Below are 20,642 nucleotides of genomic sequence, written 5' to 3' on the forward strand. Positions count from 1 at the left end.
TGCTTCCGATGCAAATACCTTCGTTTTTTTCATACCTGGACAAGCCGAGTAATGAGAAATATGATATATAGAAATATATGTAAGTATTTTTTTGACAGGAGGACAAGACAATGAAGCAAAAAGAAATTATTTTGAAAAATGGAATTAATCCATACCAAAAGCCGTCAAGGATTTTCTCCGAAACAGATCAATTGCCTATCGAAGTATTAAACGGGAATCCGGGATACATCAATTTTATGGATGCTATTAATTCTTGGCAGTTGGTTAAAGAGCTTAAAATTGCCATGAAACTCCCTGCGGCAGCTTCCTTTAAGCATGTAAGCCCGGCAGGCAGTGGAATAGGGCTGCCACTTGATGAAAAACTAAAGAAGGCTTATTTTGTTGAGGGTATGGAATTAAGTCCATTAGCTGCCGCGTATGCAAGGGCTAGAGGTGCGGACAGGATTTCTTCTTTTGGAGATTGGATCGCTCTAAGCGACAAGGTGGATGAGGCAACTGCTTTGCTTATCAAAAAGGAAGTATCAGACGGTATCATTGCCCCTGATTATTCCGTCGAAGCCTTGAAAATTCTTAAACAAAAGCGCAAAGGCAGCTTCAATATTATAAAAATAGATCCGGACTATGAACCTGATGCCTTAGATACAAGGAAAATTTATGGAATTGTTTTTGAGCAGCACCGGAATAGCCTAATCCCTAATAAGGATTTATTACATAATATTTTAACTGAAAATAAGAATCTGCCTGATGAAGCTGTCCGTGATTTGATCGTTTCAATGATAACTTTAAAATATACCCAGTCTAATTCAGTTTGTTATGCCTTGAATGGACAGGTTATTGGATGTGGAGCTGGGCAGCAGTCCAGAATTCATTGTACTCGTCTCGCTGGAGAAAAAGCTGACCTCTGGTTCCTTCGTCAGCATCCAGCGGTGTTGAACTTACAGTTTAAGGAAGGCGTTTCGAGAACAGAAAAAGATATTTCAATTGACCAGTTCCTGGGGAACAATACAACAGCTGAGGAAATGAAAGATTGGGGAGATGTCTTTGTAAATATTCCAAAAAGACTCACCCAGGAAGAAAAAAACGATTGGCTGAAGAATTTGGATGGCGTTTCCCTTGGTTCTGATGCATTTTTCCCTCAGAGGGACAATATCGATCGCGCTCAAAAAAGTGGTGTGAAATACATTGTCCAACCAGGCGGCTCAATTAGGGACGATAAGGTTATTAACGCGTGTAACGAATATGGAATGGTGATGGCGTTCTCCAACACTCGGTTGTTTCATCACTAAGGTTGTCTGCATCAGATTCACGTCCAAATATCCGATTCCGAATACTGATATAGGCTGCCGAGGAGATACGGCAGCCTTACAATATTAACGGTCAGGTAAAATATCTTCCCAATATTTAATGGGTTCGTTATTCTCAAGTCCAGGGATTGGTTTGCCTTTCGGGAGGTCAAAAGACCATTGAACATCTGAGTAATACCGATCAATAATACTACGAATCAGGGTAAGTTTCGTAGGAGTGTAGGATAATCCTTTGATGATAAAACTGCCGTCCAGAGTTTTTTTATCAAGATCCCTGGTCCCTCGAAACTCTATGGGGTATTTATTGCCTTTATCATCAATGGCCTGCCATTGATCAACTGCAGGATTGGCTATATTCATGTATTTACCCTTAATTTTGACTACTCCTGCCGATTTCGCTTCTTGATTCTCAATAACTCCAGCCGCTATCGCTGCTTGTTGATCAGGATCTTGAGTAATCTTAAAGGCGTTAAACCATACTTTATCGCCTGAATTACTAAATACCGCATTTTCTTTATTCAGTCTGGATGGATAAATGACTACGGAACCCTCACTCTTCTCAGGTATGGAGTATCCATCCAACACCATTTTTACGTGCTGTGAGTCATAAGGCAGATCAATAAAGGTATACACCCAGTGGATCCCTTGTTCCGTACGTTTGGATGTTGCTCCCGCTAACATAGAAATCGAGTGCATTCCATTAACTTGTGATATTATATTTCCCTGTTCATCTTCAAAATGAAACATTAATTTCTGCATCTCTTCCATATTAGCCGGAACTTTATTTCTTGCCTGTTGGCTCAGTGACGTTGTAAGCTCAAATTTCACTCCGCTCGGAGTATGGGTCAGTTTATCTATTTGTATAGTCAGGCCTTCTGGAGTAACATAGTGTTCATTCAGCTCATCTACAGTAGTCAGAGAATCTGCTTGAGTCAAATCGACCGGGAAAGAAAATTTCCAGTTTCCTTTTGTTTCTTTGATCTTATCAATACGGCTCTCTACAGTAATTGTTGGAGAAGTGAGTTCCCCTTTATAGATATAGGTAAAAACATCTACGCCGCTATTTCCGCTTCCAAATCTCCCTAAGCCAATTTCATTCCCTCGTTCATCCTTAATACTGATTTGCTCCCAATTAAATCCTTGCAGAACCGGTTTGCCAAACCGATCGGTGACTTTTACAGCTATTGTGAGTCGAGACGCATCTGCTGAAACCTCGTTCACCTGAATTCTGTAGCCGTGACTGCTAACATTTATGCCTGGATCTTGAATGAGTCCTAATTTTCTGGACTGCTGCAGTCCAGGGTCAAGTTCAGCATCAGACGAAAACATGGACCGAACAATTTCCGCTATTGATGGATTTGCATAGATTAATGATCTGCTGGTATTTAAATGAGCATTTTGCATAATTCATTTTTTTCTTAAAGGCAAACGAAAATGCTTTCGTTAGTGAAGTAAAATGAAAAAAGGACAGACGAGCAGAATTTTCAGAAGTCTCAAAAAATTATGCGGCGCTTATCTTGTGCTGTTTTGCGACAGCGAGCGCCGATACAAGTAGAACAATGGCATTCAGATAGAGGTGAGTCGTGACTTTTTGAATGCCCCACACCTGTAATCGGTTGGCGGTTAAGTCATCCTTCAGCCTTGAATTGCAGCGTTCCACGCTGGTCCGTTTGTTGTACAGGTCCTTCCAGCCCCGGCTTTCCCGGTGAGGCAGGCAGTAGCGGCGTAGATCGTCCCGGCCGCTTACCTTGACGACCATGCCGTAGTTCGAATTGGAACAAGCCGTCATGCCGAGCGGGCAATCGACCTTACCCGTGGCGTGCGGACAGCGAAACTTCAAACGTCCGTTTTCCAGCCCCCAATAGGTCATGGGAAACCCCATGGAGCAACATGGGGTGCCTTTGCTGGTCATCCCGGCAGGCGGCTCTTTCTCGTTTCGAAGATTAAGCGGGATAATGGCCTGAGCCTTAAGATCTCGGGCGGCTTCGTAGTTTTTCAACTGGTCATAGCCCGCATCCAGCATGAAAAATCGCACCTTGGTTTTTAGCAGCAGCCTGTTCCATGAGCGCGGGACCTTCCTCGCCATCATTGATATGGGCTGGCGTAACCTTCAGTGCCAAGGGCAGTTCGCTTTGGGTATCCACGGCTAGATGCAGTTTGTAGCCAAACCATTTGACCTTGTTGCCAAAGGAATCGAGCTTCACGCCCCAATTGGCGTTGCCGGTGAGCTCACTTTTCGACTTGGGCTGTTTTCTCTCGTAGGCTTGGATCGCCGTACTATCAATAGCGACATGGATTCCGTCCATAATTTTGGCTTCCTATTTTGGCTTCCTGACACTGAAGGACAAGATTTTCAAACAAGCGCTGAGCCATGCCTTTTTGCGTGATCTCAGCAAACACACGGCTCAAGGTGGAGATCGAGGGGGAGCGATCCAGCCGCAGTCCGCATTGGTAACGAAAACGCAAATCGAATTGGAGTCTACGTTGTTAAGTCGGTAAAGGTATCGATATGCTCCAAAGGAGCTGCAAGCAAGGCACGAAGAATGCCTTGGCGGCAGTGTCCATCGGCTCCTCGGGGTGAAGAACTCCTTAGTTCTTTCGCATAAGGCTGCAAGTCCAGGGCGCTGAAAAAGATGGGCAGCCGTTCGTTAGATTCAAGTTTTTGCAGTTCCTCAAAGGAAAACAGACTTTCTTGGAGAATATACAAAGGGGACTTCCTCCTCTTGGGTGTTTTGGTGTGGTTACCAAAAAACTTCTCTAAGTTGGGGTGAAGTCCTTCTTTATGCTCAAAATCTCCTTGCCTAGCAAGGGCTCAGTTTAATGCAAAATGCTCAAATATCAAAAGAGCAGAATGCCACATTTTCAATAAATAATTAAATCGTAAATAAAAGTACATATTTAATGAATTAATCCATAAATATCCTTAGATAATGTTGACAAAAAACATTATCTTGCAGATACTAGGATATGAGAAGATAATATGTAAAATTAATTCATTTTTGCAATTTAAAATTAGGTGATAGAAATGGAAAAAAGAAATCGAAGTTGGGAATCCTTTAGAAAAACTAATTAATCAACTGAGAGTGATTAAGGGAACATACGAAGGACGTGTAGTTCTTCAAGGATTAAACTGGTCTATGTCAGATCAGGGTTGATTTTATTATCAAATTGGAGTAACGGTATCGTTGCTCCAATTTTTTTGAGTAAGTCCAGCATGGGCGTCATCTCTACAGTGAAAGTCCGGAATAGAGGCTGGCAAGCGTCTACCTTTAGCCAAGAGTATGGGTGACTCGCTTTGTGGAAGGAAAGCTGAAACTAAAAGTGAATTGGGACAAAAGCGCAGTGGTTCTTGGGATTTAGTTTCCTGGCGAACAAACAGGCAACCCTCCGACTAGCTCCAAAGATAATCTCACGTTTTAAAGAGCGGATTCGTAAACTCACAAACCGGATATGGTCCATTTCGATGGAAGAATGCATTACACGGCTAAACCGGAAATGTGATGGGATGGATGGGTTATTTCCGGCTCGCCTCAGCGAAGAAACATTGCGAAGCGTTGGATAAGTGGATTCGAAGGAGACTGCGAATTTGTCTATGGAAACAGTGGAAACGCGTGAGAACACGGATCGCGAAATCCAGGCGCTGGGCGTCCCTGAATGGGCAGTATTTGTCATGGCGAACTCCCGGCGAAGCACTTGGTTAACCTTTTTTTGACAGGAGTTGGAGTTAGATTAATTAGTTGGGTCAAGTTTAAGAGTAGTACATTAGCGAATAAAATGAGGTGATTAATTTTGCGTAACAGGATTGTTAGAGAAATTGAAAGTGTGAAAAATGAATACAAAGAAAAAATTGCGTTTATCGAGCTTGAAAAAATGATTGTAAAAAAAAGAGTAACATATCTAGAGTTGTTTGAGAAAATATCGATTATTGAAAAAAAACTAGAGAATAATGGCTTGAGAAATACAATATGTCTTTTATATTTTCAATCGGGTATAGATGTAGTTGCAACTCTTTTAGCATGTTTTAGTGCAGGAGTAATTCCAATATTAAGAACCATAAGTCCTAATTTAAATGAAAAAGGTTTCTATAAACAATTTTTTGATTTAGTGAAAGAAGTTAGGAATATCGGATGTGTGCTAGTAGCTGAAGATTTATTAAATCTGTCAGAAGAATGTAAAAGAAATAAAATTAATTTTATGAATGTGAAGACTGAAAAATGTGACCGGATAATTAAAAATATTAATAGAGTTAATGAAACAAAAATTGATGCAGATATAATTCAATTGACATCTGGATCAATGAAGAATTCAAAACTGGTTAAAATTAGGGATGAGCAACTTTTTGCTAATCTTAATCAGTGCAAAAAGATGTGGAGTGTTAATGAGGAATCTACGACAGTCACTTGGGCTCCACATTCTCATATTTTTGGATTGGTAACAGGGTATCTGCTACCTTTATATACAGGAGGAACCTCGGTTATAATGAAACCTTCTGATTTTTCAGAAGATCCTGTTCTATGGCTTGAGCATATTTCAAGATTTAAAGCGACACATAGTGCAGGAACAAACTTTGCATTCCAAAAATGTTGGGAAAATTATGATAAAGAAAGGGTTCAAGGGTTGAATCTAAGAACCTGGAAAGTAGCCTCAATTGGAGGAGAGATAGTTAAGCATTCTACATTGAAAAACTTTTATGAAAAATACAAAAAACATGAGTTTGATTTCAGAGCTTTTTCACCTTCATACGGTATGTCAGAAAACTCAGGAGTAGTAAGTTCATTATTACCATCAGACAAATACTTTAAGGTTAATGTTATGAATGAGGCATTGACTCAAAATAAAATTGTAGAACAAGTAACCAATTTCTCTTGCGAAATTGTAAGCGTCGGTACACCTCTTATTGGAACAAAGATTATGGTTGTTGATACTAAAAGCGGGCGGGAATTATGTGGAAAAGAAGTTGGAGAAATATTAATAAGTTCTCCTTCTCTCTGCAATGGGTATATGTACGGAGATAATGAAGATAGTTTTAGATTAATACCTGGAAATAATGGAGAAATAGAAAGTTATTTTAAAACTGGAGATTTAGGATTTTTGAAAGAAGGACAACTCTATATAACTGGGAGAAAGAAAGAAATAATAATTTCAAAAGGAAAAAATTATTCACCATATGAAATAGAAAAATGTGCAAAAAAAATAAGCGATACAAAATTATTAGGTGATGGTGCTGTGTTCTCAGTAGAAGAAAAGATAGTATTGTTTCAAGAAATATTGGAGGATTTTTCAAGAGAGAAAATAGAAAAATTACAAGATGAAATAAAGAATTCAATTAAAATATATCTTAATTTGAAAATAAATGAGGTGATCTTTCTAAAAGAGGGACAGATTCCAAGAACAATGAATGGAAAAATTCAAAGATTAAAATGCAGTGAGATTTACAAAAAAATAGGAACAAAAGAAATATCTTAATAGACGAGGAGAAATGGTATGGAAAACGCTAATTCGTTGTTTCATCCTTGGATGAAACAGAATGATTTCCAAGGTAAGAAGATAACTGATGCAGATGGTATATACATATGGATAGACGGAAAAAAATGTTTTGATATGGCTTCACAAAGCATAAACGTAAACATTGGACATAGAAATTCTGAAGTAATTAGAGCAATACAGGAGCAATGTGAAAAACTACCTTATATTTATTCTGGTTTTTCTAATCCAATAATGGACGAAGCAGCAAGAGATGTTTTAGGCGTATTACCTAATATATATAAAAAAGTTTATTTTACAAATTCTGGTTCAGAAGCAAATGAAAATGCAATTAAATTAGCGAGGATGTATACTGGAAAACAAAAGATCTTTTCCTCGTATAATTCTTATCACGGATCAACAATTGGTGCTGGAAATTTAACAGGTGATCAACGAAGGTTAGCATGTGAGCCGGGACAAGTAGGTTTTATCAAGTTCAATTTTCCTGATAAGTATCATTCTAAGGGGCAGTTTAGATCAGATAAGGAAATGAGCAACTTTTATTTAGATTTGCTTAGGGAGCAAATCATTGATGAAGGGCAAAATAATATTGCTGCGATATTTTTGGAGCCAATAATTGGGGGAAATGGAGTAATAATTCCTCCCGATAATTATTTGGAAGGAATAAGAGAAATTTGTAATGAATTTAAAATTCTAATGGTATGTGATGAAGTAATGACTGGATGGGGAAGAACAGGTAAATGGTTTGCTTTTGAACATTGGGATATTAAGCCAGACATAATTACCACCTCCAAAGGAATGACTAGTTCTTATGTTGCTTTCGGAGTTGTAGTTGTAAATGAACATATAGCAAAATACTTTGATAATCATGTACTTATGTGCGGTTCTACAAACTATGCACATTTACTTGGGTGTGCTGCAACAGTTGCTTCTATTAAGGTATACAAGAAGTTGAATTTGATAGAGAATTCAGAGTTATTGGGGAAGTTGCTTAACGTGGAGTTAAACAAAATGAAATCGAAATATCATTCAATTGGTGATATAAGATGCAAAGGGTTATTCGCAGCAATTGAGTTTAAGGATAATGTGATGGGAAAGCGTGATTCAGTAAATATAGCATATTTAATAAATCTACTTGAAGAAAAAGGTTTTTGGACCTTGGGTAGAAGAAATATATTGATGATTGCCCCACCTCTAATTATTAATCGAGAACAATTATTGGAAAGTTTAAATATATTGGATAGTGTATTGGAAGATTTATATATGAAAGGCTCAAAACCGAAATTAGCGGTAGACGAATCGATACGAGCGTGAAACGAGGATGAAAATGGAAAAACATCTGCAAATCCTGTATTGTTGTAAGTCCTACCAAACAACAAAAGGAAATGACAGATGCCACTCCAGTATATCAATGAGATGCTCGGATTACCAGAGCTACAACTTCATAAAATCATCTATATGGACGCTCATCAAGTTCATCTGGAGGCATCGCCTGTGACCGACAAACAGCCCTGTCCCGTTTGCCACTCGGAACAATACGTCAAGCGGGATGGCCGCAACAAACTGCGGAAGATTCGGCATTTGGCGGTCTTTGGCAGAAAAAGCTATTTGCATGTGCCCTCCCTTCGGTTAGCCTGCTCACGGTGCAGTGTCGGCTTCGTTTGGTCTTATGAATTTGTGGGTCCTAAGCAGCGTTACAGTCGCTTGTTCCGCTTGCAAACGGTAGAGCAGGCCCTTGGCTCTACCGCGGCGCATAGTGCAAGGATGCAAGAAGCGCCTGCCAGTACGGTACAGCGAATGCATCAGGAAGCTCTTCCTGCCCAGAGCGAACGCCTCGCGCAGCAGGCTTGGCGTAAAGCCAAAACTACCGAGGGTCTGGTGCTGGGTATCGACGACTTTGCAATCAAAAAGGGACACTCTTACAATACCGGCATTCACAATCTTAGGGGCGAAACCATGCTGGACTTACTGCCTGGTCGCAAACTTGAAGCCCTGCGGACCTATGCCCGCCAGCATCCTGACTTTCTGGCGTTGAACCCCAAAGCGGTGGTTATGGATCTAGCTCAGGCGTATCACACATGGATTAGCGAATGCTTTCCGCGTGCCCTCCGCATTGCAGATCGTTTCCATGTTCACGGTTATGTCACCCAAAGTGTCCAGGCGGTACGCAAGTCGGTTCAGTCCACCCTTGTGCCTCGGGCTAAAGCCATCCTGAAAAGTCATCATCGACTGCTCAATCCGCCAGCCGATTTTCTACCTGAACAGAGCAAAGCCCAGTTAGACCTACTACTTAGCTTCTCTCCGCTACTACGCAAGGTTTGGGAATGGAAAGAAGCGTTCTCTCGCTGGTATGATTATTCACCAAATGTCCATGTCGCCAGCCTTGGCTTTAACCGTTGGTGTCAGCAAGGCGAATGTATTGACCATGATGCGGTGCGTAATTGGGAAGACGAAATCGTGAACTACCATCGATGCCAGTGGACCAATGCAACCGTCGAAGGACGGCACAATCGGATCAAGGCTTATCAACGCCGGCACTATTTTACACGCAATCACAAGTGTTACAAAGATGGCATTTTAATCGAATGTAATCGTCACCGTTCGTCTGGTTGAAAAGTTCAACCGCTAATTTTTAGATTGAGCCATATGAAATGGAGTGTTTTTTAAAAAAAATTAAGGAAATGGAATTAATAGACAACTCAATAGAGAGAGGACAAAGAATAGTGGAGAAAGCGGTGTTAATAACTGGAGGAAGCGCGGGAATAGGGAAGGCTTTAGCCAAGATTGTTTCAGAGAAATACAAATATAAAGTACTGATTGTTGGTAGGAATGAAGAGCAAATGAAGGATATAGTAAAAGAATGCTCTAATATTGATTTTATTAAGGCAGATTTGTCAAAAGCAGATGGAATAAAAAAAATAGTTGAGGCTGTTTCACAGAGAAACACTAAATTAAATTATCTTGTAAACAATGCCGCTGTACAAAATCTATCCCTACTGAAGGATATAACAGAAGAGCAGTTTGATGAATCTATGAATGTTAATGTAAAAGCACCTTTGATGTTAGTAAAAGGTTTAATGGAAACAAATATGTTCGAAAAAAACACTAGGATTTTGATGGTAAGTTCAAGTAGTAGATACAATATACAAAAGGGTATGGGGTTATATTCAGTTTCTAAAGAAGCGATGTTCACTTTGCATAAAGTAATGAAAAAGGAGTATGCTGAAAGTTTATTAATAAGCAGTGTCTACCCAGGTACAGTATATGGCACAAAGACAGCAAAAGGGATGGAGGCTTCAAAAATACCTGAGATTATAGAGTTGAGAAAAGATATGAAAGAATTTTTATCTAGCAATAAGTCAATCAGAATACTTTCACCAGACCAAGCGGCATTATTTATTAGCTGGGTATTATGTAATACAAGCGATGAAGAATATATTAAGCCTAAATTAGCAAGAAACTTTAATGATACTGTCATTAATGAGGAAGAATGGGATATAAGAGACTGTGAGTTCTATATTAATTGTCCATATAAAGATGGTACAAAATTGAAACAACTAGCGAATTTTTTGGGCAAATAAGGAGAGTAGTTGATGAATAAAAAAATATTTGATATTGGCGAAAATATACCTGTTGGAGTAGTTCCGGAGAATATGTATGCATTAACCTTGAGAAAGGAAAGATATGGTGAACCAAAAGATTCAATGAGAATAGAAACTGTAAGAGTTCCTTCAGAGTTAAATGAATATGAAATTCTAGTGAAAGTAATGGCAGCAGGTATAAATCATAATGCAATTTGGGCGGGGCGCTCTATTCCAATTGATGTAATTAGTAACAGTCAAAAAATTGATAATGATAAAAGAAATTATTTTATTCCGGGTAGTGATGGTTCTGGAGTAGTTTGGAAAATCGGTAGTAAAGTCTCTGAGTTTAAAGTTGGTGATGAGGTAATAATTCAGAGTGGATATTTAGGATTAGAAAAAGATTTTAGGCACAAAAAAAAAGGTGATTTACCAAATATTCGAGCTTGGGGTTATGAAGTTAATGGTGGATCTTTTTCTCAATTTACAAAAGTGCAATCTTATCAATGTTTAAAAAAACCTGATAATTTGACTTGGGCTGAATCTGGATGCTTTTTAGTGAGTGCTGGGACAGCTTATAGAATGCTGCTTAGTTGGAAACCCAATGAGATAAAAAAGGATGATCCAGTTTTAATTTGGGGTGGAGCAAGTGGGATTGGTAGCATGGCGATTCAGATCTCAAAAATGATTGGTGCAAGACCAATAGCTGTGGTATCAAATAAAGAAAAAGAAGAATTTTGTTTGGATCTAGGAGCAAATGGCATAATCGATAGAAGTGAAATTGATATATCAAAAAAAATGCCGGATTTAAATGATAAAGATGAATTTAATAAATGGCGAAGTAATATAAAGAAATTCAGAAGCTGTTTTTGGGAATCACTAGGGGAAAAAAAGAGCCCAACAGTGGTATTTGAGCATCCAGGGGAAAATACAATTGCTGCTTCTGTAGCTATAGCTGATAAAGGAGGTATGGTTGTTACTTGTGGCGGTACAAGTGGTTATTATGGGAATTTCGATTTAAGGCAATTATGGGTTTATCAGAAAAGAATTCAAGGATCCCATTTTGCTACGAGAGAACAATGTGTTGAAGTAATAAAGTTGGTGTCAGAAGGTATTATAAAAACCTGCTTAACAAGAACATATACTTTCGAAGAAGCAATAGAAGCACATCAAAAAATGGCAGAAAACAGGCATCCTTGTGGCAATAGCGCTATAGTTTTTGATTGAGCTTAATTTTTAATTATGAAGTGGGGGACGAAAATGAATTTAATAAAGGAAATATATAAGCAAAGCGGAATAGATTATTTTACAGATGATTATTATAGTCTTATCAAATCAATACAACAAATAAATATTAGTGAAAATGATAAACAATTCTCATTTAGAGAAAATGAAGATAATTCAATTTATCAAAGCCTCGCAATAGAAATCACTCAGCAAAACTATTGCAACTTGTCATGTGAGTGGTGCTATATTAACCAAAATAAGAGAGGGAGAAAAAATAAACCAATATCGTTTGAACAATTTAAAGAAATCATTGATAAGATCGATGAGTTCAACAGAATTAATAACGTTAAATTATTTTCAATCGTAGTATTTATGGGGGGAGAGCCTACGTTAAATAAAGATCTTGAGAAGATGATTCACTACACTTTAGAGAATAATTTAAAGCCAATTGTGGTTACAAATTCACTGAAATTAGCAAATAATGAATATGCAAAAAAAATATGTCTTAATGGAGTTAAAATTGTTACTCATATTCCGTTTTGTCCTAATAATGAAGAAACAAATTTGAAATTAAATAAACTATCGAAAAATAGAATTTATTCCAGTAGACTGTTTCAAGCTATAGAAAATTTAGTTGAAATTAGAAAAGAAAGACATCGTTTTGAAATTGTTGGTGATTTCGTGGTGAATAAAGCTTCAATCGATTATGCATTTGAATCATATAAATATTGCAGAGAAAATGGCATTGAACCATTTTTTGAATTCATGAGAATGTCAAACGATTCTGAATCAAACGAAAAGTACATGCTAGACGCACAAGATATTATAAATATTGCAGATAAAGTTTATCAGTACGATCTTGCTCATAATTATGTTAATGATACTCCTTTAGGTAAAGTACGCTATTATTTGCCACCAGCAATAAATAACCCATGTAAATTAATACAAGATAGTTTACATGTGACATTTACAGAAGAAGGATTTGGGAATGTCACTTCTTGTTGTGGACAAGATATAGCACATGGAAATATTGTATCAGATTCTTTGGAGAGTATCATCAAACATAAAGCAGAAACAAAAATATTCTCTGAACAGACCGATCATATTAAGGGACCGTGTTCTGTATGTGAATTGTATAATATTTCTGGTTGTGAAGCAGGTTGTAGAGGTAATGCTAATAACATCTATCATAACCCTGAAGCCTCTGATCCACAATGTATTTTTATAAGAGAAGATGTAAAAGAGTCTCTTGAATTAATGTTAGAAAAAGTATTGTAGAAAGAAATGAAAAATGATAATGGAAGAGATAAATCAAAAAACAAATAGACTGATACTTATAGCTATTAGTTTGGCTAATTTTATTGTAATGATGGATTACACTATAATAAATGTTGCTCTACAAACGATTCAAGTTAATTTTAATGCAAGTAATGCTGAATTACAATGGATGGTATCTTCTTACGAAATTTTATATGCTTCTTTACTATTGCCGGCTGGATTTCTTTCTGATAGATACGGAAGAAAAAAAGTAATGATGCTCGGATTAATCGTTTTTATTTTATCTTCTGGACTTATTGCATTTAGTGAAAGTACTATGCAAATAATTGTAGCAAGGGGGTTAATGGGATTAGGAGGGGCAGTTGTACCTAGCACAACATTGGCTATTATTAAAGAAACATATAAAAAATACGATCAAGCTAAAGCGATAGGAGTTTGGTCAGCATTTGGAGGTTCATCTATTGCGATAGGGCCTATAATTGCAGGTTTTTTGTTGCAAATGTACCCATGGTACAGTGTGTTTACTATTAATTTGCCGATTGGATTGATATGTTTAATAATTATTATGAAACTTGTTCCAAATACATCAGATAAGCATAAAAATAAATTAGATTTAATTGGAATGATATTATCAGTTTTAGGTGTTAGTCTAATTTTATATGGAATAATAAAAAGCGGTGAACTTAATAAGATTTTCACAATAAATACAGGTGGAGCTATTATAATTGGGATAATTATAGTACTGTTTTTATTAAAATATGAATATAAAATAAATAATCCAATGTTGGAACTATCATTATTATGCGATAGAATATTTACTTCTGGAACTATATCAATTTCATTATCCTATTTTACAATTTCAGGTGGAACATATTTATTTGTTTTTTTTATCCAACTAGTAAAAAAAAGCACTCCTTTTGAATTAGGTTTAATGATGTTGCCGTTTGCAATTGGATCAATCATAGGCTCTTTGTTCAGTGAACGAATGTTAAATCTTAAGGGTGCCAAATTCACAATAATAATGAGTTGTTTTTTATTACTGCTAGGATTCATAGGGTTTTACATTTCTGATGGAACTACTGATAATTTTTTAATTGAGGCTTTTTTTTTATTAATAGGGCTAGGTATGGGAATTGCAATGGGAGGAACGACTTTCTTTACAATGTCTGAAATACCTCAAAATAAATATGGCTCTGGGGCGGGATTATCAAATACAATTCGGGGTGTAACATCGATCATGGGGGTTGGAGTACTTGGTACAATATATTCTATATCATATCAAAAAAGCATAAATTTAGTCTTATCTGAGAGTAACGTTGAGCTTGATAAATTCTCAAGGGAGTCATATAGCCAAACTATTAACTTTTTCAAAAACGGAAATTTTAATCCAGAATTAGTTGATCAAATTTTAAAGAGAGGAGAAGATATATTTTTATATTCATTTCACAAAGGCTTATTTGTAGGTATTATAATAATACTTATTAATATCATTTTAGGTTTAATTTTTATTCCACGTAGAGTTGAAAGTAGACAAATAGAAAAGTCAACTGGAAAAACAATTTGTTAAGTGAGTATTTTGAAGAATTTTTTGGTGACGAAACTAAAATACTTAAGAGGAGCTATTCCTGTAATGAATGCTCAATCCTATGGAAAGCCATTCATGTGACTGTGGAAAACTCGAGGATCAAAATTTATCATTGGGAAATTTCGGTTGCAGACTAGATTATTTTTGAATTGGCAGTGGTGCCGCTAAACACTTTCGTGTGTTTGGCGGCTTTTTGTGCGCTTGGCAGCGCAATCGACTAAGGAGTGAAAGTCTCCAGCATGCCGCAGATGGCGGAAATGCATAGCTGACAGGCAGTGCGCAGTCCAACAGGATGCGTGCAGAGGGCCTGAAGGCAAAGCCCGGAACAGGCGGCTAAACCAAGTTGGCTGACGAGATCGGATAACCCTGCAAAGGAAGGGAATGTCCAATACCATCATTGGTCTCGGAAGTTAGGAGGACTGGATTCTGGGGGAAAGTCGGTTGACGTGACCCAAGGAGATCCGGCCGTCCCCGCAAAGCGGTAACTCCTGTACAAGGCCGTGACGGTCAAGTCGGGATTACGGATGGTTGGAAGTCAGAGGTAGGGATAGTAGTGAAGAAGCACGCTGGAAAGGCCGCAAAGGCGTGTGAACCGGTACGAGAAAAAAAGCCGGTGCAAGCCCTGACCCAAAAGGCAGGGACTTGGCGTGAAACCCGAACCGTGAAAGAAGAGAGCATGAGGAAAGCCATGTGCCAGACAGGAGCCGGGGAGTTAAGGAGTGCGTAGATCCGGGGAATGAACATAAGGAGAAGCCGTCTGGGGCGAGTACCGACAGCAGAAGCGGAGATTGCCGTGAGGCTACAAACCGCGCTGCTGAAAGGGAAGGAGAACGAGCATGGAGGAACCAAGGCAGGACAAGCTCTCATGTGAAGGAACAAAGCAAGCAGAAGGACGAAAATGGTACAGTCTCATCGACAAGATATGGGCTATGCCGAACCTAGAGGAATCCTTTGCGGAGGTCAAGCGAAACCGTGGCGCGGCAGGAATTGACCGTAAGACGGTAAAGGCGTATGGGGAAGAGTTGGAGCACCACCCTAGAAGTGCTTCAGCAAAAGCTGCGGAAGAAGACCTACCAGCCGAAGCCAGTCCGGCGGGTATATATACCCAAAGCGGACGGAACGCAAAGGCCGCTCGGTATTCCAACAGTGGAAGACCGTGTGGTACAAGCAGCAGCAAGACGCGTGCTGGAGCCGATCTACGAAGCTGAATTTCTGGATTGCAGCTTCGGATTCCGACCCGGAAGAAGCGCACATATGGCGTTGCACAAGATCCGACAGGATCTGGATGACGGGTATCGCTACGTGATTGACGCCGATCTGAAGTCGTACTTTGACACCATCCCGCACGAGCGACTCCTCGCCCAGGTCAAGGAAAAGGTAGTGGACGGAAGTGTGCTGTGGCTGCTGGAGAGTTTCCTGAAGGCAGGCGTACTGGAGGGAGGTAGCTTCCAACTGAGCGAACAGGGCACACCGCAAGGCGGAGTGATTAGCCCGCTCTTGGCGAATATCTATCTCCATCCGCTGGATCGGGAGATGATGAGGCGCGGACACAGACTCACGCAGTACGCGGACGACTTTGTCATCTGCTGCCGTACGGAAAAGGGAGCAAAGCGAGTCCTGCAATCCGTCGTCCGGCTACTGGAAAAAGAGCTGGGGTTGACGGTACACCCAGAGAAAACGAAAATCGTGAATAGCCGGAGGGATACATTCGTGTTCTTGGGGCATGAATTTAGCCCAGGCAAGCGGATGAAGCCCTCCGCTAAAGCGATAAAGAAGTTTAAAGAACGGGTGAAAGAGATTACGCGGAGAAACCAGACCGTGGATGTGCAGCAACTCGTAAAAAAAGAAGCTGAATCCGTACCTGAGAGGCTGGGGCAACTACTACGGAACAGGTGATGTAAAGAGCAAATTCCGGGAGTATGATGCGTGGATACGGCGGCGGTTGCGGAGTGTACAACTAAGAAGCTGGAAGAAAATAAGGAAACTCCATCGGGAAATGCGACGTAGGGGATGGGACAGCGAACTGCCTGGACTGCGAATGACAGCATGGAGAAGCTCTCACTCAACATATGCGCAATATGTAATGCCCAATTCTTGATTTAAAGAGATTGAACTATGCAGTCTAAGTGAGCTTTGTAAGTCCCTTCATCCCCAAAGGGGATAAAAACGGAGGAGCCGTATGCGATGACCCGCACGTCAGACTGTCTAACAACTGATTGCTGAGCACGCTTTAAAACGTGGGTTTATGCAATTTTGCTCAAATAAACGCCCTGCATATTAGATTTTGAACGAGCTTGGTCACTGAAAAGACGTATGAGGTCCTTCACGCCCTTTATTTTGATCATTCTCTTGAAATTATAGGCAAGACAAATCAAATTGGTCTCAGTGCCTACTGATGCCAACCCTCGTGTTAAAAAGTATGTATAGCCCAAGTGACGTTTCATCGTCCCGAAAGGGTGCTCAACGATTGCCGCTCTTTGCTTATAAATATTACTTTGACTACGTGTATTTTCGGTAATCTTCTCGATCACTTCTTCGTCTTTAAGTCTGGTTACCGCCCTTCCGCCTTTGGCAGACGTGCAGGACTCTTTTTGTCCGCAAATATCGAAGGCTTCGCAAGTGTAACGCCTATACTCTTTTCCATTTTGTTTTCCATTCCATTTGAAGGGTAATTCATAACCCAACGGGCAAATATATCTATCGTTGATGGCGTCATATTCAAAGTTCTCTTTATCAAATCCGCTTGCCACTTTGTTTTGCTTTCCCTTTTGCGGCTTAATTAAGAGTTCGGTGCTTTCGTCGACAACGTCGATGATTTCAAGATAATTATAATAGCCTGTATCAGCCAGAATTGTAGTTTTTTGATCATGGAAAACTTGCTTTGTTTTCTCCGCCATATTGGACAGCTGTCCTTGATCGTTGACATCATTGACCGTATCGCAGTCCACGATCAGTTTATACTTGCTGTCCACCGCAGTTTGAACATTGAAACAAACTTCATGCTTCCCGTTGTTTTTCATTGATTTGGCATCCGGATCGGTAACACAAAGCTGTTTTTCACCTGTTTTCTTGAGTTTTTGTTTAATTACCTGCAACTCGTGCATTCTCTCTTGATAGACCTCTAACTTTTCCGTGATTTCCTGCTTTTTTTGGCGATTGTCCTCCGTTAAAAAGTCATGCAAATAGGCATCGATTTTTTCATCGATATACTCTAGCTTCTTACTGACAATATTAGCATTAAAGTGTTGCTTTTTAGAGCAGTTCGCCTTTAATTTTGTGCCGTCAATCGCGACAAGTTGACCATCAATCAACCCGAAACCTTTTAACAGTAAGGTGAACCCTTTAAACAGCTTTTTTATAGCCGTTTGGTTATTCTTCATGAAAGCAGATAAAGTACCGTGGTCCGGATGGAGCTTGCCAATTAGCCACATCAGTTCAATGTTTCTTTTCGTTTCGGTTTCCATCTTGCGAGAGGAACGGATGCCGTTCATATAACAGTAAAGATAGAGCTTGAGAAGATCTTCCCTGCGATAAGGTTTTTGCCCCGATTTGGTGCCCGAATACACCTGAAACCCCAATTCTTCCAGGGCCAAACTATCGACGTAAGCATCGATGACTCGGACAGGATTTTCTTCTTCTACAAAGTCGTCCAACGTATTTGGCAGTAAATGAATTTGATGTCTATCTTCACCTTCGATATAAGGCATACACGCTCATCTCCTTTGATGTAGAGTTTCGACAAAGGTCATCTATTTTCATAATTGTTAGACAGTCTGACGTACGGATCTGTGAGAGGCCCATGCATTTACGCATGGGCTTCCTCGATTCATATGAACAAAAATTGAAGCGTTGGGTGCGTTCAATGGCTCCGCTCTGCCCTGCTTTCCGTTATTTCCAATACAAGCCGCTCAATCTTCAATAAGATGTAATCGTTAGCGGTTCACCTATCATGCCAAATTCGTAAAAAGAGGAGCAGTGAAACGTATGATCATTTCGACAAGCAAGCATCCATTGGAGCCTTTGACCGCGGAAGAGATTACAGCCGCTGTTCGCATTTTGAGGGCGGAGAAGGATTTGGGCGAGTTCTACCGATTCGCGAGTGTTAATCTGCTTGAACCTTGCAAGGAGCTGGTGCTGCGGTTCAACCCCGGCGATTCATTTGAGCGGGAAGCATTTTGCATCGTCTTGAATTATAAGGAGAACCAGACATTCGAAGCCGTCGTATCCTTGTCGGACAATAAAGTGAAGTCGTGGACGCATATTCCTGGCATGCAGCCCGGGATTCTCCTGCAGGAATTTGAGGCCTGCCAGCGAATCGTCAAGGAGCATCCGGAGATGCAGGCGGCTTTTCGCAAGCGCGGGATCACGGATTTTGACCGGGTTATGGTGGACCCTTGGTCGGCGGGGAACTTTGGAATCGAAGAAGAAATGGGGGTTCGTCTCGTTCGCGCGATCAAACTTCGGATAACGACAATGGTTATGCGCGGCCTTTATCCGGTCTGTACGCGATTTTTGACCTGAACCGGCTGCGAGTCATGAAGGTGGTCGACAAAGGCCCGGTTCCGCTGCCGCCGCTGGACGGCAATTATACACCGGACAAGGTAGGGCCGCTCAGAACCGACCTGAAGCCGCTCGAAATCGTTCAGCCGGAAGGGCCGAGCTTTACGATTAACGGACATGAAATCAATTGGCAAAAGTGGAAAATCCGCTTCGGCTTCACGAGCCGCGAAGGCTTGGTGCTGCATACGGTGAGCTACTTGGATAAGGATGAATTGCGCCCAATCCTGTACCGGGCTTCGTTATCGGAAATGGTTGTGCCCTATGGGGACCCGACCGCTCCGGTTAACCGCAATAACGCCTTTGACGCGGGCGAGTACGGCATCGGCGCGCTGGCTAACGCGCTGGAGCTCGGGTGTGATTGCTTGGGCGAAATCAAGTATTTTAGCGCCAATCTCGTAGACGGAGAAGGGAATGCTATCGTGATTAAAAATGCCGTCTGCCTACATGAAGAAGACTTCGGCATTCTGTGGAAGCATACGGATTGGAGAACGGGGCAGGTCGAAGTCCGCCGTTCCAGGCGGCTCGTGCTATCGAGCATTTCGACGGTGGGGAATTACGAGTACGGCTTTTTCTGGTATTTTTATCAGGACGGAACGATTCAGTTTGAGGTCAAGCTGACAGGGATTCTCCATACCCAAGCGCTGGAGCCTGGTGAAAGAGTGCCTTACGGCAATCTGATCGCACCTCAATTGGTGGCGGCCCATCACCAGCATTTCTTCAATGTACGGATGGATATGATGATCGATGGAGTGGGCAATTCCATCTATGAAGTCAATACGTCCAGCATGCCGCCGGGACCGGATAATCCTTACGAGAATGGCTTTATTCCGGTATCGACCCAGCTCACGACCGAGACCGAAGCGGTTCGAGACATGGACATTCGCTCTTCGCGCTATTGGAAAATCGTAAATCCGGGCAAGAAAAATCACGTCGGCGACCCTGTGGGATACAAATTGTTCCCGGGAGAAAACGCTTTTCCTTTTGCCAGCGACAACTCCAGCCTGATCAAACGGGCGGGTTTTTTGAAGCATCATTTGTGGTGCACGCCGTACCGTGCAGAAGAAAAATACGCTTCCGGCGACTATCCAAACCAGCATGCAGGCGGGGCGGGTTTAAGTTCCTGGGTACAACTGAATTCGGTTACATCCGTTACCCACTTCTCATTCGGTGCTGCTGCATGAAAATTACGGTTTAATACGTTCTCGGTTACCTGCTGCGGTGTGGAATGTGCGTATCTCTTTTTCTTCCTGCGGATGACGGACTGGATTCCCTTCACCTTCATCAGGCGATACACGCGCTTAGGGTTAATCGTTTTACCGGTTTGTTCACGTAGGTGCAAGGTTAGTTGACGGTAGCCAAAGATACGCTCCACTTTCTCATAAATGGACATCATAACAAGTGTCAGCTCCTCGTTCTCCTGTTCGCGAGAGCTGGGCCTACGATTTAGCCATTTGTAATAGCTTGAACGTGGAATTTTGGCCGTTTCACACAAAAGCTGCACGCTAAATGACGTTTCTGCCCGAAGCGCTTGAATGGCAAGATAGATGTTCTCTTGGCGATACTGGCTTAGCTTCGCCTCCTTTGGATTTCCCGTAACTTTTTTAAGAATGCATTTTCCGCTCG

16 protein-coding genes and 2 pseudogenes are annotated in these 20,642 nt (G+C 40.7%); 14 read left to right on the forward strand and 4 right to left on the reverse strand.

All coding sequences use genetic code 11. The annotated features are described in order from the left end of the window. The first annotated feature begins 110 nt into the window (after positions 1–110). Positions 111–1,286: a phosphoribosylaminoimidazolecarboxamide formyltransferase gene (locus KP014_RS14645; RefSeq protein WP_036588936.1), complete on the forward strand. Its 1,176-nt coding sequence runs from the start codon at positions 111–113 to the stop codon at positions 1,284–1,286. Positions 1,287–1,370: 84 nt separating this feature from the next. Here KP014_RS14645 and KP014_RS14650 read toward each other — a convergent pair whose 3' ends face one another. Further along, entirely contained in the window at positions 1,371–2,708 is a 1,338-nt protein-coding gene (locus tag KP014_RS14650; RefSeq protein ID WP_036588938.1) for a DUF4179 domain-containing protein, read from the reverse strand. Positions 2,709–2,805: 97 nt separating this feature from the next. Beyond that, a pseudogene (locus tag KP014_RS14655) lies at positions 2,806–4,011 on the reverse strand (transposase). Positions 4,012–4,589: 578 nt separating this feature from the next. Between KP014_RS14655 and KP014_RS29245 the strand changes: the two are divergent. The 11 genes and pseudogenes from KP014_RS29245 to KP014_RS28800 all read left to right on the forward strand — a co-directional run. Beyond that, positions 4,590–5,001, forward strand: a pseudogene (locus KP014_RS29245) (group II intron maturase-specific domain-containing protein); the annotation flags it as partial. 92 nt (positions 5,002–5,093) lie between these two features. After that, complete coding sequence (locus tag KP014_RS14665; protein WP_036588941.1) at positions 5,094–6,770, forward strand: AMP-binding protein; 1,677 nt, start codon at positions 5,094–5,096, stop codon at positions 6,768–6,770. Positions 6,771–6,788: 18 nt separating this feature from the next. Next, positions 6,789–8,102, forward strand: coding sequence for an aminotransferase class III-fold pyridoxal phosphate-dependent enzyme (locus KP014_RS14670; RefSeq protein ID WP_051499373.1), 1,314 nt, complete (start codon positions 6,789–6,791; stop codon positions 8,100–8,102). 78 nt (positions 8,103–8,180) lie between these two features. Further along, positions 8,181–9,401, forward strand: a complete 1,221-nt coding sequence (locus KP014_RS14675; protein ID WP_216700363.1) for an ISL3 family transposase — start codon at positions 8,181–8,183, stop codon at positions 9,399–9,401. Positions 9,402–9,439: 38 nt separating this feature from the next. Next, positions 9,440–10,369 carry an SDR family oxidoreductase gene (locus KP014_RS14680; protein WP_036595311.1) on the forward strand — a complete coding sequence of 310 codons (930 nt, stop codon included), beginning with the start codon at positions 9,440–9,442 and terminating at the stop codon, positions 10,367–10,369. A 12-nt stretch (positions 10,370–10,381) separates the two neighbouring features. Beyond that, on the forward strand, positions 10,382–11,596 hold the full coding sequence (ccrA, locus tag KP014_RS14685; protein ID WP_036595312.1) for a crotonyl-CoA carboxylase/reductase: 1,215 nt from the start codon (positions 10,382–10,384) through the stop codon (positions 11,594–11,596). A gap of 33 nt (positions 11,597–11,629) precedes the next feature. Beyond that, on the forward strand, positions 11,630–12,874 hold the full coding sequence (locus KP014_RS14690; RefSeq protein ID WP_036595314.1) for a radical SAM protein: 1,245 nt from the start codon (positions 11,630–11,632) through the stop codon (positions 12,872–12,874). A gap of 19 nt (positions 12,875–12,893) precedes the next feature. Next, on the forward strand, positions 12,894–14,441 hold the full coding sequence (locus KP014_RS14695; RefSeq protein WP_216700364.1) for an MFS transporter: 1,548 nt from the start codon (positions 12,894–12,896) through the stop codon (positions 14,439–14,441). A gap of 754 nt (positions 14,442–15,195) precedes the next feature. Next, positions 15,196–15,330 carry a hypothetical protein gene (locus KP014_RS29115; RefSeq protein ID WP_281426403.1) on the forward strand — a complete coding sequence of 45 codons (135 nt, stop codon included), beginning with the start codon at positions 15,196–15,198 and terminating at the stop codon, positions 15,328–15,330. Positions 15,331–15,470: 140 nt separating this feature from the next. Then, the gene (gene ltrA / locus KP014_RS14700) at positions 15,471–16,355 is read left to right on the forward strand and encodes a group II intron reverse transcriptase/maturase (RefSeq protein WP_090834833.1); all 885 of its coding nucleotides are present in this window, start codon (positions 15,471–15,473) and stop codon (positions 16,353–16,355) included. Then, complete coding sequence (locus tag KP014_RS28800; RefSeq protein ID WP_246590761.1) at positions 16,321–16,557, forward strand: group II intron maturase-specific domain-containing protein; 237 nt, start codon at positions 16,321–16,323, stop codon at positions 16,555–16,557. Before ltrA ends, KP014_RS28800 begins: the two co-directional genes overlap by 35 nt. 145 nt (positions 16,558–16,702) lie before the next feature. Here KP014_RS28800 and KP014_RS14705 read toward each other — a convergent pair whose 3' ends face one another. Further along, positions 16,703–18,166 carry an IS1182 family transposase gene (locus KP014_RS14705; protein ID WP_216700365.1) on the reverse strand — a complete coding sequence of 488 codons (1,464 nt, stop codon included), beginning with the start codon at positions 18,164–18,166 and terminating at the stop codon, positions 16,703–16,705. 277 nt (positions 18,167–18,443) lie between these two features. Here KP014_RS14705 and KP014_RS28805 point away from each other — a divergent pair, with 277 nt between their 5' ends. Both KP014_RS28805 and KP014_RS14710 read left to right on the forward strand, forming a co-directional pair. Then, a complete protein-coding gene (locus KP014_RS28805) occupies positions 18,444–18,980 on the forward strand; it encodes a hypothetical protein (RefSeq protein WP_051499687.1) in 537 nt (178 codons plus the stop codon). Continuing rightward, on the forward strand, positions 18,968–20,200 hold the full coding sequence (locus KP014_RS14710; RefSeq protein WP_246590762.1) for a copper amine oxidase: 1,233 nt from the start codon (positions 18,968–18,970) through the stop codon (positions 20,198–20,200). Before KP014_RS28805 ends, KP014_RS14710 begins: the two co-directional genes overlap by 13 nt. Here KP014_RS14710 and KP014_RS29375 read toward each other — a convergent pair. After that, positions 20,101–20,520 carry an IS3 family transposase gene (locus KP014_RS29375; RefSeq protein ID WP_139210654.1) on the reverse strand — a complete coding sequence of 140 codons (420 nt, stop codon included), beginning with the start codon at positions 20,518–20,520 and terminating at the stop codon, positions 20,101–20,103. The genes KP014_RS14710 and KP014_RS29375 overlap by 100 nt on opposite strands. Positions 20,521–20,642: the final 122 nt, after the last annotated feature.

Source organism: Paenibacillus sophorae, from assembly GCF_018966525.1.
Classification (GTDB): domain Bacteria; phylum Bacillota; class Bacilli; order Paenibacillales; family Paenibacillaceae; genus Paenibacillus_AQ; species Paenibacillus_AQ sophorae.